This window comes from Kitasatospora sp. NPDC004614, from assembly GCF_042873675.1.
GTDB lineage: Bacteria > Actinomycetota > Actinomycetes > Streptomycetales > Streptomycetaceae > Kitasatospora.
In genome coordinates this window covers 138438-153773 of the sequence record NZ_JBIALR010000015.1, presented here as the reverse complement: position 1 = coordinate 153773, position 15336 = coordinate 138438, and the positions used below count along the sequence as shown (strand labels likewise).

Here is a 15336-nt window from a genome sequence, read left to right as displayed (position 1 = left end):
CGCGAAGAAGGAATGGCACGGCGCTGACCTGGGAGAACGAACTCCCGTTCGCCCCGTGCAACCACTACTTTGCCGTCTGCCACTGACAACCGGACCGGCTCCTGACGGCACGTCGGTCACGCCGTGGAAGAATCCGCGAATGCCGCACGACGCGAGGGACCGGACCATGGAACAGCTCTTCGCAACACTGACGCGGGCCCGGCGGGAGAACTTCGACCTCGCGGCGGTCGGCCTCCCCGCGGGCGCCCCTGCCGAGGAGCTGTCCGACGAGCTGCCGGCGGACCTGCGCCGGCTGCTGGCGCTGAGCGACGGGCCCCACTTCGGCGTGCGGGCCTCCCTGCACTCCGCCGGGCAGATCGGGTTCTTCCAGGGCCTGGAGGTGCTGGCCCTGGCCGCCGGGATCCCGGACGCCGGGCACTACCTGAACATCGGCTTCGTCAACGAGGCCCCGCTGCTGCTCGACACGGCGGACGGCAGCGTCTGGGCGGTCCGCGACGACGGCGGCCTCTGGTACCAGGGGTGCCGCCTGGAACGGATCGCCGACAGCCTCGAGGTGTTCGTGTCCGAGTGGGTGGCCGGGCCCCGCTTCCCCGAGCTGGTCGAGGCCGCCGTGGACGACCTCGAGTGGGACGACTGGTGGCGGCTGCTGCAAGCCGCGGGCCGCGCCACCGGCTGACTCAACTCCGCACTGCGGCAGCACGGTTGGCGACGAACGGCCACAGCTGGGCCGCACCGAACGCCACCTCGACGGCGAGGAATCCCCACAGCAGTCCGGTCGCGCCGTGCGCCAGCGCCCAGGCCTGCCAGCAGGCGAACAGCACCCTGGCCACACCGTCGTACAGCCCGTGCACCGGCAGCGGGCGCAGCAGCCGCAGCAGCGCCCACACCACCACCAGCGAGCCCATCAGGTTGGCGAACAGCGTCAGTACGGGCTCCGGCGGCGGCAGTTCGCCGAGCCCGAGGGCCCGCCCGGCGGCGGACAGCGCCCGATGGGCGAGGGCGAAGGTCCAGGGGGTGGCGAACGGGGCGGTGACCAGCAGGTCGTACCAGGCGCCGGCGCGGACCGTACGGAGGGGCGTCATCGGGCGGTCTCCTTCTTCGGTGCGGACCGCCCCAGGCTCGACCCTGGAGTACTGTCCAAGGTCAAGTCGCCGACGGGGGCAGGGACATGAGGATCGGGGAACTCGCCGAGCAGGCCGGGCTGAGCCGGGACGCGGTGCGCTTCTACGAGCGCACGGGCCTGCTGACGGCCCGCCGGCTGCCGAACGGCTACCGCGACTTCCCGCCGGAGGCGGTGCCCTGGCTGCGGTACGTCCGCACCGCGCAGGCGCTCGGCTTCACGCTCGCCGAGATCGCCCGCACCGGCGCCGAGCTGGACGGCGCGCCGGACGCCGCCGAGCGGCTCCCGGAGCTGCCGCGCCGGAAGATCGCCCTGATCGACGCCCGTACCGCCCTGCGCGCCGACCTCGTCGGGCGGGTCGGCACCGGCTGCCCACCGGCCCCGCTAGGCGGCACCACTGCACAGAAGCGAGCCGAAGTGTACAGTTCAGTACATGAGTGACACTTTGCCCATCACGGAGGCCCGAGCCTGCCTCGGCTCGCTGGTCCGGCGCGCCTCCCACGCCCGCGAGCGCATCACGATCACCGACCACGGCCAGCCCGCCGCGGTCCTCATCAACCCCCAGGAGCTGGCCGACCTCGAAGACGCCCTCGCCCTGGCCCGGTACCGGGCCCGGCAGGCGGCCGGGGAGACCACGGCTGTACCGAACGAGCAGGTTCGCGCCCGCCTCGGCATGCGGCCGACCGCTTGAGCTACGCGATCATCTGGGACGAACCGGCCATCAACGCCGCCGCCCGGTTCCTCAAGGACGACCCCGACGGCCTGCGCCAGGTCATGGACGCCGTCGACCTGCTCGCCGACTCCCCACGCCCATCGGGCAGCGCGGAGTACGGCTCCGCGGACCTGCGCCGGATGCACGTCGGCCGGTATCGCGTGTTGTACGAGATCACCGAGTCCGTCGTCACCGTCGTCGTGATCCACCTCGGCCGCATCGGCTGAGGCATCGGCCTGACCGACCCTCAACTGTCAGTGGCACCGCCTAGCGTCGTGGGCATGGAGGAACGCTGGAGCACCGAACACGTCCTTTCCCTGGCCCCCGACCCGGCGTCCCAGAAAGCCGCGGGCAAGCTCTCCGGGCCCGCCCCGTGGAGCGGTACCGGCACCGGGCAGGGCGCGCTGTGGGGCCTGTGCAAGGGCAGCGGCAGCACGCCGTACCGGACGGCGGTGGAGCTCGGCACCCCCGCCTACAAGTGCAGCTGTCCGAGCCGGAAGTTCCCGTGCAAGCACGCCCTGGGCCTGCTGCTGCTGTGGGCGGCCGGGCCGGAGGGCGTCACGGCGGCCGCCGAGCCGCCGGACTGGGTGTCGGAGTGGCTGAACGGCCGCAGCGAGGCCGCCGCCGAGAAGGCGGCCAAGCAGCAGGCGAAGGCTGCCGACGCCGACCCGGAGGCCGCCCGCAAGCGGGCCGCCAAGCGCTCCGCGCGGGTCGCCGCGGGCGCGCTCGACCTGCGGCTGCGGCTGGCCGACGGGGTCCGCCGGGGCCTCGCCGACCCGCTGCCGGCCGGCGCGTGGGACGAGGTCGCCGCCCGGATGGTCGACGCGCAGGCCCCGGGCCTGGCCGGCCGGGTCCGGGCGCTGGCCGACACCCCGCAGGACGCCCTGCTGGAGGAGTACGCGATGCTGCACCTGCTGGCCGGCGCGTACGGCCGGATCGACACCCTGCCGGAGGCGCTCGCCGCCACCGTCCGCACCCGGGTCGGCTTCACCACCGACACCGCCGAACTGCTCGCCGGGCCGACCGTCCGCGACCGCTGGCAGGTGCTGGGCAGCCGCGACACCGCCGACGAGCGGCTCACCACCCGCCGGGTGTGGCTGCGCGGCGCGAAGACCGGCCGCGACGCCCTGCTGCTGGCCTTCGGCCGCCCCGGCCAGGCGCCGGACCTGGCGCTGCCCACCGGCCGCCTGCTGGAGGCCGACCTGGCCTTCCACCCGGGCGCCCGCCCGCTGCGCGCCGTCCTCGGCACCCGCTACGGCAGCCCCGAGCCGGCCCCGGCCGCCGTGCCCGCCGGGCTGTCCCCGGCGGAGGCGCTGGCCGCGTACGGCACCGCCGTCGCCGAGGATCCGTGGCTGGACAGCTGGCCCGCCGTCCTCACCGACGTCGTGCCCGTCCTCACCGCGGAAGGCTGGCAGCTCACCGACGGCCGGCACACCCTGCCGGTGCGCCGCGGCGCGCTCGCCGAGGCCGCGCTGTGGCGCCTCGCCGCGGTCTCCGCCGGCCACCCCGTCACCCTGTTCGGCGAGTGCGGTCACGCCGGCTTCACGCCGGTCACCGCCTGGGACGCCGAGCGCCGCCCCGTCGGCCTCGGCTGACACTCCCACCACCGCCGCCGAACCACCCTGACGCCACGTCACGGCTTCGGCGTGCCCGGCCGCGCCCCGATGCCGGCCGAACGCAAAGCCACCACACCCGACCGACCGGCCCATCGGCGCTCCCCGGCGTTCCCGACGGCCCGTCAACCGGAGGAACCAGATGCCCCGCACCTGCACCACCCGCCAGCACGCCGCCAGCGGCTGGGGCCGCCGCCACCGCACCACCACCTGCCCCTGACGCCATCACGCATCCACCACCCGCACCGTCCGGGCGGCCGAGCCAAGCCCCCGCCGCCCACCACACCCGACCGACCGGCCCATCGGCGCTCCCCGGCGTTCCCGACGGCCCGTCAACCGGAGGAACCACATGTCCTGCACCCGCACCCGCCAGCGCGCCGCCGTCCGACGCATCTGCCTGCACCACGCCGCCCGCCGCGCCGCCACCGCCAGCGGCTGGGGCCGCCGTCACCGCACCACCGCCCGTCCGGCCGGAGGCCGCGCATGACCGCCCCCGCCGTCGCCGCCGACCAGTGGGCCGAGCTGCAGGGCGCGGCCCTGCTCGGCACCGACCGCCGCCCGCTGCCCGAGCCCGGCACGCCGCTCGCCGGGTCCGTGGACCGCGCCGAGCCGGCCACCGCGCTGCTCGACCTGGCCGCCCTCGCCGCGGTCCGCCGCCGGGCCGGCGCGCTGCCCGGGCCCGCCGTCGACACCCCCGCGCCCGCCCCGGAGGACACCCGCCCGGCGCTGCCCGAACCCGCCGCCCGCCGGCTCGCCGTGCTGCTCGGCACCCGCGGCGGCCACGGCTCCACCGCCAACCTGGCCGAGCTGCTCCCGCAGTGGCTCGCCGCGGCCCGCGCGCACGGCTACCGACTGCCGCCCGCGCTCGTTCCGGCGCTGCTGGACTCCGCCCGGGCCCGCTCCGAACTGCGTGCCGACGCCGTCACGCTGGCCGGCCCGCTCGGCCGCTGGCTGGCCCCGCAGAACCCCGACTGGCGGTACGTCACCCGCACCGCCGCCGACCACGACACCACCGGAGAGCCCGGCGAACGCCTCTGGCAGGAGGGCCTGTTCGCCGAACGCGTCACCCACCTGACCCGGCTGCGCCGGACCGACCCGGCGGCCGGCCTGGCCCTGCTCGTCTCCACCTGGTCCACCGAGCGGGCCGAGGACCGGGTGCTGTTCCTCGACGCGCTGCAGGACGGACTGTCCGCCTCCGACGAGGAGTTCCTGGAGGCCGCGCTCGGCGACCGCTCCAAGAACGTCCGCGCCACCGCCGCCGAGCTGCTCTCGACGCTGCCCGGTTCGGCGCTCGCCGCCCGGATGGCCGCCCGCGCCCGGGAGGCCGCCCGGTACGAGGACGGGTGGCTGCACATCACGCCGCCCGCCGCCTGCGACCCGGCCATGCAGCGCGACGGCATACCCGTCAAGTCGCCCACCGGGCGCGGCGAACGGGCCTGGTGGTTCGGCGAGGTCGCGGCCGCCGCCCCGCTCGCGCTGTGGACCGCCGACACCGGCCTGACCCCCGAACAGCTGCTCGCCGTACCCACCCTGGCCACGGACGGCGGTGGCGGCGCCGAGTGGGCGGAGGACCTGCGCGAGGCCTGGGCCCGCGCCGCCGTCCGCCAGCAGGACGCCGGCTGGGCCCGGGCGCTGCTCGGCGCCCCGCCCCGCCCCGGCCGCGAGGGCCGCACCCCGGGCGCGCCCGCGAAGCTGCTGGCCGTCCTGTCGCCCGCCGAACGCGCCTCCTGGACGGCCGCGTTCGTGCAGACCCACGGCCTCGGCGACGCCTTCCAGCTGCTCGGTGCCTGCGCCACCCCGTGGACGCCGCCGCTGTCCACCGCCGTGGTCGCCGCCCTCAAGCGGGCCGCGGAGCTCGGCTCGTACCCGTGGAGCCACAGCGGCGTCCTCGGCATGACCGAGCGGGCGCTCGCCCCGGAGACCGCCCCGGCGGTCGAGGCGCTGGCCGCCGGCACCTCGCCCGACACCGCCTGGTCCGACACCTTCACCCGGCTTGCCGGCACCCTGCGCTTCCGCCAGGCGATGCTCGCCGAGCTGACCGACTGACCCGGTAGAACACGGCGGCCCCGGGCGAGTTGTCGCCCGGGGCCACTGCGGAGAATTCACGCGCGGCAGGTTCAGCTGGCGGTGCGCAGGTTCGCCTCGACCCAGCTCACCACGTCCTGGGTGGGGGTGCCGGGGGTGAAGATGTCGGCGACGCCGAGGGTCTTCAGCTCGGCGATGTCGGCGTCCGGGATGATCCCGCCGCAGAACACCTTGATGTCGGCCGCGTCGCGCTCCTTCAGCAGCTCTATCACCTTGGCGCAGAGCGTCATGTGCGCGCCGGACAGGATGGACAGGCCGATGCCGTCCGCGTCCTCCTGGATCGCCGTGTCGACGATCTGCTCGGGGGTCTGGTGGAGGCCGGTGTAGATGACCTCCATGCCGGCGTCGCGCAGCGCCCGCGCGATCACCTTGGCGCCCCGGTCGTGCCCGTCGAGACCGGGCTTGGCGACCACCACTCGGATCGGCCCTGACACAACCATCACTGCCTCCTGGACCACGTCGTCCACCACCCGGCCGACCTCGTCGCGGGGGCGTGTTAACCACTTTTAACAGATCTGAGGGGAGGGTAGCGGCCCGGCGGGGCTGCCGTCCTTTCCCGCCCCTCCAGAGGAGGGGAAAATCACAGCCCACACGCTCTGCGGGCCCCGGCCGCCGATGCGCCACGCCCGCTGAAATGCACGCTTTGTCCGCTCTGTCGCCGCACCGCTACAGTCTCGACCGGTTCTTGCCGTACGTCCCCGAGCCACCGCGAGGTGTGACAGCCGTGGTCCCCAGCAGCCGTGCCGCCGCTCGTGCCCACCGCCGGGCGCGGGCCCGCAGCGCCACCAGGACGGCGGTGCTGGCGGTGGCGCTGCCCTCGGTGGCGGCGCTGAGTGTGTTCGCGGCCGCCGTCGTCTCGGTGCACCCGCCGCAGCAGCGCCTGGCGGGCGCCGTCCCGCGGCCCGGCGATCCGACCAGGCAGGGCGCTCCGCGTCCCGGGCCGGAGCACACCGACCGCGCCGACCGCGCGGAACGCCAGCCCTCGAACGAGGTCGCCGGGTTGGCGTCACGTCAGGCGGAGGAGCGGCGTTTCTCGCTGCCGGTGGCGCTGCGCGGCCTGAGCGCCGTGTTCGGCCAGCCCGGCGCGCACTGGGCGGCGCGGCACACCGGCATCGACTTCCCCGTCCCGTCCGGCACCCCGGTGCTGGCGGTCACCGACGGCACCGTCAGCACCCGCTGGCACCCGGCGTACGGCCGGATGGCGACGGTCACCGCCCCCGACGGCACCCGCACCGTGTACGGGCACCTGCGCTCCTACCGGATCCTGCACGGCCCGGTCCGGGCTGGTGACGTGATCGGCTGGTCGGGCAACACCGGCAACAGCACCGGGCCGCACCTGCACTTCGAGGTGCGGCCCGACGGCGACGTCCCCGTCGACCCGGTGCCGTGGCTGCTCGCCCACGGGCTCGACCCGCGCTGACCGCCTTTCAGCGCTTCCCGTCAGAGCTTCTCGACCGGGGCGTAGCGCAGCAGCAGTTCCTTGCGCCCGGCGGTGCCGAAGTCGACGGTGGCGCGGGCCTTGTCGCCGACGCCCTGGGTGGCGACCACGGTGCCCAGACCGAAGCTGTCGTGGCTGACCCGGTCGCCGACGGTGAGCGCCACCACCTCCCGGTCCACCATGGTGCGCGCCGACTTGCCCCAGCCGGCCTTCGGCGAGGCACTCGCCGAGAAGCTGCTGCTACGTCCGCCGGAAGAACCGGAAGAACCGGAAGAGCTGGACGAGGAGAAGCGGGAGGCGGGCACGGCCGCCGCGCCGGTGCGCTTCCACTGGATCAGGTTCTCCGGGATCTCCTCCAGGAACCGGGACGCCGGGTTGTACGACGGCTGCCCCCAGGCGCTGCGCAGCACCGACCTGGTCAGGTAGAGCCGCTGCCGGGCCCGGGTGAGGCCGACGTACGCGAGCCGCCGCTCCTCCTCCAGTTCCTTGACCTGGTTCAGCGCCCGCATGTGCGGGAAGATCCCGTCCTCCATGCCGGTGAGGAACACCACCGGGAACTCCAGGCCCTTGGCGGTGTGCAGGGTCATCATCGTGATCACCCCGGCACCGTCCTCGTCGTCGGGGATCTGGTCGGAGTCGGCGACCAGCGCCACCCGCTCCAGGAAGTCGGCGAGCGAGCCGACCGGCGGGCCCTCGTCACCCTCGGGCCGCTCCCCCGGGTCCTTCTCGTACTCGAGGGCCACGGAGGCGAGTTCCTGGAGGTTCTCCACCCGGGTCTCGTCCTGCGGGTCGGTGGACGCCTGGAGTTCGGCCAGGTACCCGGTCTCCTCCAGGACGGCCTCCAGCACCGCGGCCGGCCCGGCCCCGGACTCGACGACCTGGCGCAGCCCGGCCAGCAGGTCGTTGAACTTCTTCACCGCGTTGGCGGAGCGTGCCGCTATTCCATACGCCTCGTCGACCCGCCCCAGCGCCTGCGCGAAGGAGATCCGTTCGCGGGCGGCGAGCGCGTCGATCATCGCCTCGGCGCGTTCGCCGATGCCGCGCTTGGGCACGTTGAGGATCCGGCGCAGCGGCACGGTGTCCTCCGGGTTGGACAGCACCCGCAGGTACGCGAGGACGTCCTTGACCTCCTTGCGTTCGTAGAAGCGCACCCCGCCGACCACCTTGTACGGCAGGCCGACCCGGATGAACACCTCCTCGAACACCCGGGACTGTGCGTTGGTGCGGTAGAAGATCGCCACGTCACCGGGGCGGGCGTGGCCGGCGTCGGTGAGCCGGTCGATCTCGTCGGCGATGAACTGGGCCTCGCCGTGCTCGTCGTCGGCGACGTAGCCGACCACCTGCTCGCCCTGGTCGCCGGCCGTCCACAGGTTCTTCTTGCGGCGGTTGGTGTTGCGTTCGATCACCGAGTTGGCGGCGGTCAGGATGGTCTGCGTGGAGCGGTAGTTCTGCTCCAGCAGGATCGTCGTCGCGTTCGGGTAGTCCTCCTCGAACGCCAGGATGTTGCGGATCGTGGCGCCGCGGAAGGCGTAGATCGACTGGTCGGCGTCACCGACCACGCACAGCTCGGCGGGCGCGATCTGCGCCAGCCGGGCCTCCGTCGGGTCGACGAAGTCGCCGTCCGCGGTCATCCGCGGGGCGTGCGCGGCCGAGCCGCCGGACAACTCCCGCACCAGCGTGTACTGGGCGTGGTTGGTGTCCTGGTACTCGTCGACCAGGATGTGCCTGAACCTGCGCCGGTAGTGCTCGGAGACGTCCGGGAACGCCTGCAGCAGGTTGACGGTGGTCATGATGATGTCGTCGAAGTCCAGCGCGTTGGCCTCGCGCAGGCGCCGCTGGTAGAGGAAGTACGCCTCGGCGAGCTTCTTCTCCATCGGGTTCGCCGCCTGGTCGGCGTACGTCTCCTCGTCGATCAGCTCGTTCTTGAGGTTGCTGACCTTCGCGGTGAACGACTTCGGCGGGAACTGCTTCGGGTCGAGGTCCAGGTCACGGCAGACCAGCGACATCAGGCGCTGCGAGTCCGCCGAGTCGTAGATCGAGAAGCTGGAGCTCATGTTCAGCAGCTTCGCCTCGCGGCGCAGGATGCGGACGCACGCGCTGTGGAACGTCGACACCCACATCGCCTTGGCGCGCGGGCCGACCAGTGCCTCGACCCGCTCGCGCATCTCGCCGGCGGCCTTGTTGGTGAAGGTGATCGCCAGGATCTCGCCGGGCTGCACGCCGCGGGCGGCCAGCAGGTGGGCGATCCGGTGGGTCAGCACCCGGGTCTTGCCGGAGCCGGCGCCGGCCACGATCAGCAGCGGCGAGCCGTGGTGCAGCACCGCCTCGCGCTGCGGGTCGTTCATGCCTTCCAGCAGCTGCGCCGGGTCGACCACGGTGCGCTCCGCGCCGTTGCGGTGCCAGGCGTCGCGCGCGCTCTCGGCGGCGTGGTCGGTTTCGAACAGCCCGTCGGGGATGCTCTCCTCCGCGCCGTACCCGGGGTCGTACGGCGGCTCGTACGGTTCGTCGTACGGCTCGTCCGCGGGCGGCGCCTCCTCGTCCGACCACAGCGTCAGGGGCGGCTGCTGCGCCGCTTCGGGGCGGCGGCTCGACCCGACGGCAGGACGCTCGAAGCCGGGGAGCGGGAGGTCATCGAAGAGGCTAGTCATGGCCCTTCGAGTCTATGGCTACCCGCCGACATCCCCGGCCGGTCGCGAGAAACCGACCCGGCGGACCGGCCCGCTACGGGGCGTCCGGGTAGGTGAACACCAGGAACCCGCCGTACGCGGCCGAGCCGAGTGCGGCGCCGGCGAGCAGCAGCAGCAGGGTCGCCCTGGTCCGGACCCGGGACAGCGCCGTGGCGAGCGGCAGCAGCAGGCCGATGGCGGGCAGCAGGAACCGGGCCCGGGAGGTGAAGTACGCGGCGTCCCCGAGCGCCAGCAGCAGGGTGAACGCACTCAGCAGCACCACGACGAGCGGCTGCCGCTGGATCACCGAGATCCCGAACAGCAGCACGGCCACGCCCAGCACCACCGCCACCACGACCTGCGGCAACCACACGGTCTCGACCCGGCCGAGCAGCCTGATGAAGGAGTGCGCGGTGCTGCGGCCGAAGTCGAACTTCGACTGCCAGGCCTCCTGGACCTTGAAGTAGCCGTCCCAGCTGCCCTTGACCCAGCCGACCCAGGCGACGTGGCCGACGAACCCCAGCGGGGCGATCAGCCCGCCGAGCACCGGCCGCCACCAGGCGGGCGCGTCCGGGCCCCGGCGGGTGACCAGTTCCCACAGGGCGGCGCAGCCGATCGCCGCCGCCACCGCGATCCCGGTCGGGCGGCACAGGCCGGCCAGCAGCGACAGCGTTCCCGCGACGATCCAGCTGCGGGTCATCGCCGCGTACACCGCCCAGACGGCGAAGGCGGTGAACATCAGCTCCGAGTAGGCCATGCTCTCGACCACCGCGACCGGCAGCACGCCCCACAGCACGGCCGCCAGCACGCCGACCTTGCGGTTGTAGATCCGCGTGCCCACCGCGAAGATCCCCCAGGCGGCGACCACCGAGGACAGCCAGGCCACCGCCAGCGCCGCCTGGCTGTAGGACAGCGGGGTCGCCCAGGCGACGGCGCGGATCGCCGCGGGGTAGCCGGGGAAGAACGCGTACGCCTCGTACGGGCCGTACGGTCCGGGCACCGGGGCCACCCCGGCGTACCAGTGCTCGGCGATCTGCTGGTAGAACAGCGCGTCCCAGAGTTCACTCAGCCGGGTTAACGCGCCCACGTTCCGGCGTGCTCCCCACGCGACCAGCACCAGCACGCCGACCGCCCGCACCGCGATGTACCCCAGCAGGGCGGGGGCGGCGGCCCTCAGCCCGACCCGCCCCCGCAGCGCGGATCGCCGCGGCGCGCCCCTGCCGGAATCCGCCGTCCGGCCGTCGGCACGGGAGAGGTCAGTGCTCACCGAAGAGTCCTCCGAGACCGGTCGCAGGCGGGCCGTTGCCCGCGGCTGCGCCGATCCTCCTCGGTTCGCGACGAACTGACAAATGCAGCGGACGATCCGTCAGAAACCGTTCACTGCACGGCTTTGCTGCGCTCGACCAGGGTTACGGTGATCCCCTTCACCTGCTTGGTCTGGATCGTTTTGTACTCGCCGGAGAGCACCTTGACCTCGCCCTCGGACATGTTCTTGTACGGGTCCTCGGGGGAGCCGTAGGTGACCACCCAGATGCGGTCGACGCCCGCGGCGCAGGCCGCCGGGTCCTTGCAGGCGACCGAGTACAGGTCCTTGTGCTGCACCGGGCTTTCGGTGATGAACACGTCCTTCGGCTTCACCCGTTCGGGCAGGTAGTAGTCGAGGGCGAAGTCGAGCATCATGAACGCGTCGCTGCCGCGCACCGGGGCGACACCGTCGCCGGGCCGGTAGCCCGCGGCGATGATCTTCGCGGCGCCCTGCTCGTCGGCCCACTCGTGCGCGGTCCGCGTCCGGGTGTTCCGCTGGTCCTGGACGCCGAGCAGCGCGGTGCCGATCAGGCCGATCGCGATCAGTACCCGCGGGCGCAGGGCGGTCAGGCCGGCGGCGGCCAGCACCACCCAGGCGGGGACGGTGAACAGCAGGTAGCGGTCGAGGAAGTAGGCGGTCTGCCCCTGCGAGACGAACCAGATCACCACGATCGGCAGTGCCGCGATCAGGCCGATCTCGAACGCCGGACGGCGGCCCTTCGGCCAGGCCGCGGGCAGCACGGCCAGTGCCAGCACGCAGCCGCTGACCAGCGGCGACTGGAACAGGCCGTGCCACATGTTGGTGAAGTCCTGCAGCGTGGGCGCGTGCAGCCAGGAGATCTGCCTGCCCACCTGGCGGCGGCCGAGCAGCACCAGCGGCACCACCGGCAGCAGCGCGACCAGCACCGCCACCGGGAACCCGATCAGCAGCGCCCGGCCGCGCTCCCGCCACCAGCGCAGCAGCACCACGACGGCGTGCGGGGCGAGCACGCACAGCGCGATCATGTGGAACAGTCCGGCGAGGGCGACGGCCACCGAGTACGGCAGCCAGCGCCGCCAGGTCGGGAGTTCCAGGGCGCGCAGCAGCAACCAGGTCGCGGCGGCGACCGCGAGCACCGCGAAGGCGTAGGAGCGGGCCTCCTGAGAGTACCGCGACACGCTGGGGAGGACGGCGAACAGCAGGCCCGCGACCAGGCCGGTCCTGGTGTCGAACTGCTTGCGGCCGGTCAGCGCGACGAACACCGCGGCGCCGGACATGGCCAGCGCGGAGGGCAGCCGGAGCATCGTGGCCGAGTCGCCGAACGCCGACACCCAGAAGTGCATCAGCAGGTAGTACAGCCCCGACACCGCGTCCACGTTGCCCAGCAGGGCGAACAGCTCGCCGGTGCTGCGGGTGGCGGCGCTCCAGGTCGCCAGCTCGTCACGCCACAGTTCCGGCCGCCAGCTGCCGTGGACGCCCAGCCCGAGGGTGAGCAGGGCCGGCCAGAGCCAGAAGGTGCGCCGGAGCAGGGCTGCCCCGGCGTCCCCGCGCTGCCGGAGCGGGCTGCGGTGCACTTCCCCCGGCGCCTCCGTGGCGCCATGTGTCACCGTGCTACTACCCATACGTACTTCCTCTGGCTTTCGGGCGGCGGTCGATACCCGCCACACCCTAGTTGCCATCGGGCTCCGCTTATGAATGCGAGGCCAGCACCTGGTCGTCCGCAGCCGCTTCGGGGGCCTGTTCGCGCCGCTTGACGGGCGGGTCCGCCTTCGGCAGGGAGAGCGTCTTCGCGTCCATCAGCCGCTTGAGGAGCTTGGACAGCGGCCGCTCTCCGTAGCGGTGCACCACCCAGGACAGGGCCAGGATGAAGATCAGGCAGAGCAGCAGTGTCGTCTTGTGGCCGATGCCCTGGTGACGGGCCAGCCGGATCATCGCCCAGCCGATCTCCTGGTGCAGCAGGTAGACCGGGTAGGTCAGGGCGCCGGCCACGGTCAGCCACTTCCAGCGGATCGAGTTGAAGGCGCCCATCGCCACCCCGAGCATCACCAGGAACGCGGCGCCGGACAGGGTGGCCATGACGGGCCAGGAGAGCGCGTGGTGCACCTCGTACTCGTAGCCGCCCTGGGTGATGTGGAGCCGGTTCTGGGCTATCAGCCACTCGAACACCACCATGCCGAGCAGCAGCGGGTTCGCCCCGAACCGGTAGATCAGGTACAGCACGATGCCGGCGATGAAGTAAGGGGCGTCCTGGGGCTGGACCAGGTAGCCGAACAGCGGGCTGTCGACGTTCGCGGAGATCACCACGAGGGTGGTCCAGATCATGCAGAACGCCACCAGGCGGCGGTACGTCAGACCCACCGCGACCATGATCGCGAACACGATGTAGAACCGGAGCTCGATCCAGAGCGTCCAGTAGACGCCGTCCGCTTCGGTGACGCCGAGCGGGCGCTCCAGCATGGTGAGGTTGGTCAGCACGTCGCTGACGCTCATCGGCTTGCGGTCCGTGCGCGCGGTCGGCCAGTAGTTGACCACGGCGGTGGTCAGCAGGACGCCGATCCAGTACGCCGGGAAGAGTCGCACCACCCGGGAGCTGAAGTACGCCCGCGGCGACTTGCCCCAGCAGGACATGCAGATGACGAAGCCGCTGATCAGGAAGAACAGCTGGACACCCAGCCACCCGTAGGAGCCGATCGAGTGGATGGTCGGCATCAGCGCACGCGGGGTTCCCGCCCAGACGTTCGGGTGGATGTCGACACCCGTCCAGTGGAAGGCGACCACTCCGAGCGAGGCGATCAGCCGCAGCCCGTCCAGGACGTACAGGCGCGGTCTGGCCGCGGGGGTCTCGGTCGGAGCGGGCTCGGCTATAGCCGGGAGGGACGGCATGGGCACAGCAGGCATGACGGACTCTCGACGCGGGGGAAGGCGAAAGGGCCAAGGCCGACCCGCACTGCGGACCGGCCGACCTCAGCAGACCTTACGCGCTCCTGTCACCCCAAAAACACCCACAGGCGGGCAAAGATCGGCATCCCTCCATACCGGATACATCACGGTCACACCGTGCTCAACGCACCGGCTGTGCCGTGGCGGAAAGCATCTCCTCGCCGAGGGAAGGGACGGCGGGGTCCATCGCGGCCGGCCCGTCCGGCACCTCGGCGCTCTTCACCGCGGCCGGCCGGAACGCCCGGTCGAGCAGGAGCAGCGCGACGGTCACGTTCACCGCGGCCACCGAGTACGCCCAGTGCTCGACCACGTCGAACCAGGGCAGGGTGAACCCGGCCATCCGCGGGATCAGCGCGACCCACAGCCACGACGAACGGGCCACCGAGCCGGACCGGATCACCGAGGCGAGCAGCACCGGGAGCGTCACCAGCAGGTAGTGGTCGAAGGCCGGCTTGAGGACGATGTTGGCCGCCACCATCAGCATGACGCCGGTCTCGACCAGCCGGATGTCCTCCGCGTCGCCCCGGTTCCAGCGCCGCCACGCGCCGACCAGCAGCGCCAGCGCCAGCAGCGCCGCCACGCCCGACGCCACCACGCCCGGGATGTGCACCCGCGCCAGCAGGGTGCCCAGCGAGGCGTCGTACGGCCTGGCGAACTCGTCCTGCCCGTGCAGCAGGAACGGCAGTGTCTTGGTGAAGAACAGGCCGGGCTGCGGCATTATCGCCGCGGCCACGCCGCAGAGGGCCAGCGGGACGGCGGCGGCCACCGCGAACGCCTTGGGCCTCCGGGCGATCAGGAAGATCAGCGCGAACGGCACCAGCATCGGCTTGGTCGCTATCGCCAGACCGACCACCACGCCCGCCCACACCCAGCGCGCCCGGCTGGCCAGCAGCAGGGCCGCCGGCAGCGCCAGCGCCGAGTAGGCCGTCCAGTTGCCCAGCTGCGCCAGGTTCCGGAACGGGCCGAAGAAGCAGAGGAACAGCACGCCGAGCACCGACAGCCGGCTGAACACCGACACCCGGAAGATCCGCACCGCGAAGAACCAGCCGAGCATCACCATGCCCGTGGTCAGCGCCGGCACCAGCCAGCCCAGCCAGTACGGGGGGACGAAGGTCATCGGGGCGGCGACCAGGACGGCGCTGGGGAAGTACAGGAACCGCTTGTCCTCGTACGGCGAGCCCCCGTCCACGAAGGTCTGCGCGGCCTTCACGATGAACGTGTTGTCCATCATGTTTATCCCGCTGTGGCGCGCGTTGTAGACGGTGAAGAAGTACATGAGCACGGCGGCCACGAGGACCGGTATCGGCGCCCTCGTCCGCAGCCACGGACCGATGTCCGACGCGGACGCCTTCTTGATTCCCACCCTGGTCCCCTTGTTCGGACGATCGCCACGCTCGGCTCGAACGCATCCGTACAAATATCACACGAATATCGAGGGCCTGAGACGCCCACCACAGGGCGGGCACGGGCCCGGACC

General features: G+C 72.7%; 15 protein-coding genes. 8 read left to right on the top strand and 7 right to left on the bottom strand.

The genetic code is table 11. The features are described 5' to 3' along the window. Positions 1 to 166 precede the first annotated feature (166 nt). A complete protein-coding gene (locus ACFYST_RS27140; RefSeq protein WP_387644632.1) occupies positions 167 to 676 on the top strand; it encodes a hypothetical protein in 510 nt (169 codons plus the stop codon). A 1-nt stretch (position 677) separates the two neighbouring features. Here the strand turns inward: ACFYST_RS27140 and ACFYST_RS27135 are convergent, their stop codons facing one another. Then, the gene (locus tag ACFYST_RS27135; protein WP_387866048.1) at positions 678 to 1082 is read right to left on the bottom strand and encodes a hypothetical protein; all 405 of its coding nucleotides are present in this window, start codon (positions 1080 to 1082) and stop codon (positions 678 to 680) included. An 86-nt stretch (positions 1083 to 1168) separates the two neighbouring features. Here ACFYST_RS27135 and ACFYST_RS27130 point away from each other — a divergent pair, with 86 nt between their 5' ends. The 6 genes from ACFYST_RS27130 (at position 1169) to ACFYST_RS27105 (ending at position 5491) form a co-directional block, all read left to right on the top strand. Next, entirely contained in the window at positions 1169 to 1561 is a 393-nt protein-coding gene (locus ACFYST_RS27130) for a MerR family transcriptional regulator (protein WP_387866046.1), read from the top strand. Beyond that, the gene (locus ACFYST_RS27125) at positions 1554 to 1811 is read left to right on the top strand and encodes a type II toxin-antitoxin system Phd/YefM family antitoxin (RefSeq protein WP_387866044.1); all 258 of its coding nucleotides are present in this window, start codon (positions 1554 to 1556) and stop codon (positions 1809 to 1811) included. The genes ACFYST_RS27130 and ACFYST_RS27125 overlap by 8 nt, the downstream gene beginning before the upstream one ends. Next, positions 1808 to 2059 (top strand): type II toxin-antitoxin system RelE/ParE family toxin, encoded by a 252-nt coding sequence (locus tag ACFYST_RS27120; RefSeq protein ID WP_387644622.1) that lies wholly within the window; start codon positions 1808 to 1810, stop codon positions 2057 to 2059. The genes ACFYST_RS27125 and ACFYST_RS27120 overlap by 4 nt, the downstream gene beginning before the upstream one ends. Before the next feature lie 54 nt (positions 2060 to 2113). Continuing rightward, the gene (locus ACFYST_RS27115; protein WP_387866041.1) at positions 2114 to 3427 is read left to right on the top strand and encodes an SWIM zinc finger family protein; all 1314 of its coding nucleotides are present in this window, start codon (positions 2114 to 2116) and stop codon (positions 3425 to 3427) included. Positions 3428 to 3794: 367 nt separating this feature from the next. Continuing rightward, positions 3795 to 3932 carry a hypothetical protein gene (locus ACFYST_RS27110; protein WP_387866039.1) on the top strand — a complete coding sequence of 46 codons (138 nt, stop codon included), beginning with the start codon at positions 3795 to 3797 and terminating at the stop codon, positions 3930 to 3932. Further along, on the top strand, positions 3929 to 5491 hold the full coding sequence (locus ACFYST_RS27105; protein ID WP_387866037.1) for a DUF5691 domain-containing protein: 1563 nt from the start codon (positions 3929 to 3931) through the stop codon (positions 5489 to 5491). Before ACFYST_RS27110 ends, ACFYST_RS27105 begins: the two co-directional genes overlap by 4 nt. A 71-nt stretch (positions 5492 to 5562) precedes the next feature. On the opposite strand, the gene ACFYST_RS27100 is transcribed toward ACFYST_RS27105, so the two are convergent. Next, a complete protein-coding gene (locus tag ACFYST_RS27100) occupies positions 5563 to 5970 on the bottom strand; it encodes a cobalamin B12-binding domain-containing protein (protein WP_387644611.1) in 408 nt (135 codons plus the stop codon). Between the two features lie 284 nt (positions 5971 to 6254). Between ACFYST_RS27100 and ACFYST_RS27095 the strand changes: the two genes are divergently transcribed. After that, positions 6255 to 6950 carry a M23 family metallopeptidase gene (locus ACFYST_RS27095; protein WP_387644608.1) on the top strand — a complete coding sequence of 232 codons (696 nt, stop codon included), beginning with the start codon at positions 6255 to 6257 and terminating at the stop codon, positions 6948 to 6950. Positions 6951 to 6970: 20 nt separating this feature from the next. Here ACFYST_RS27095 and pcrA read toward each other — a convergent pair whose 3' ends face one another. The 5 genes from pcrA to ACFYST_RS27070 form a co-directional block, all read right to left on the bottom strand. After that, positions 6971 to 9616 carry a DNA helicase PcrA gene (pcrA, locus tag ACFYST_RS27090; RefSeq protein ID WP_387866035.1) on the bottom strand — a complete coding sequence of 882 codons (2646 nt, stop codon included), beginning with the start codon at positions 9614 to 9616 and terminating at the stop codon, positions 6971 to 6973. Between the two features lie 73 nt (positions 9617 to 9689). Then, the gene (locus tag ACFYST_RS27085; RefSeq protein WP_387644602.1) at positions 9690 to 10901 is read right to left on the bottom strand and encodes a hypothetical protein; all 1212 of its coding nucleotides are present in this window, start codon (positions 10899 to 10901) and stop codon (positions 9690 to 9692) included. Positions 10902 to 11011: 110 nt separating this feature from the next. Next, positions 11012 to 12541, bottom strand: coding sequence for a glycosyltransferase family 39 protein (locus tag ACFYST_RS27080; protein ID WP_387644599.1), 1530 nt, complete (start codon positions 12539 to 12541; stop codon positions 11012 to 11014). Between the two features lie 67 nt (positions 12542 to 12608). Beyond that, positions 12609 to 13817, bottom strand: coding sequence for an acyltransferase family protein (locus ACFYST_RS27075; protein ID WP_387866032.1), 1209 nt, complete (start codon positions 13815 to 13817; stop codon positions 12609 to 12611). 163 nt (positions 13818 to 13980) lie between these two features. Then, positions 13981 to 15222 (bottom strand): glycosyltransferase family 87 protein, encoded by a 1242-nt coding sequence (locus tag ACFYST_RS27070; protein ID WP_387866030.1) that lies wholly within the window; start codon positions 15220 to 15222, stop codon positions 13981 to 13983. Positions 15223 to 15336 lie beyond the last annotated feature (114 nt).

Excerpts from the sequence above, each read along its gene's own strand:
- ACFYST_RS27140 (WP_387644632.1), top strand. The coding sequence starts at position 167 with ATGGAACAGCTCTTCGCAACACTGACGCGGGCCCGGCGGGAGAACTTC.
- ACFYST_RS27130 (WP_387866046.1), top strand. The coding sequence starts at position 1,169 with ATGAGGATCGGGGAACTCGCCGAGCAGGCCGGGCTGAGCCGGGACGCG.
- ACFYST_RS27125 (WP_387866044.1), top strand. The coding sequence starts at position 1,554 with ATGAGTGACACTTTGCCCATCACGGAGGCCCGAGCCTGCCTCGGCTCG.
- ACFYST_RS27135 (WP_387866048.1), bottom strand. The coding sequence starts at position 1,082 with ATGACGCCCCTCCGTACGGTCCGCGCCGGCGCCTGGTACGACCTGCTG.
- ACFYST_RS27100 (WP_387644611.1), bottom strand. The coding sequence starts at position 5,970 with ATGGTTGTGTCAGGGCCGATCCGAGTGGTGGTCGCCAAGCCCGGTCTC.
- ACFYST_RS27110 (WP_387866039.1), top strand. The coding sequence starts at position 3,795 with ATGTCCTGCACCCGCACCCGCCAGCGCGCCGCCGTCCGACGCATCTGC.
- ACFYST_RS27080 (WP_387644599.1), bottom strand. The coding sequence starts at position 12,541 with ATGGGTAGTAGCACGGTGACACATGGCGCCACGGAGGCGCCGGGGGAA.
- ACFYST_RS27105 (WP_387866037.1), top strand. The coding sequence starts at position 3,929 with ATGACCGCCCCCGCCGTCGCCGCCGACCAGTGGGCCGAGCTGCAGGGC.
- pcrA (WP_387866035.1), bottom strand. The coding sequence starts at position 9,616 with ATGACTAGCCTCTTCGATGACCTCCCGCTCCCCGGCTTCGAGCGTCCT.
- ACFYST_RS27115 (WP_387866041.1), top strand. The coding sequence starts at position 2,114 with ATGGAGGAACGCTGGAGCACCGAACACGTCCTTTCCCTGGCCCCCGAC.
- ACFYST_RS27075 (WP_387866032.1), bottom strand. The coding sequence starts at position 13,817 with ATGCCTGCTGTGCCCATGCCGTCCCTCCCGGCTATAGCCGAGCCCGCT.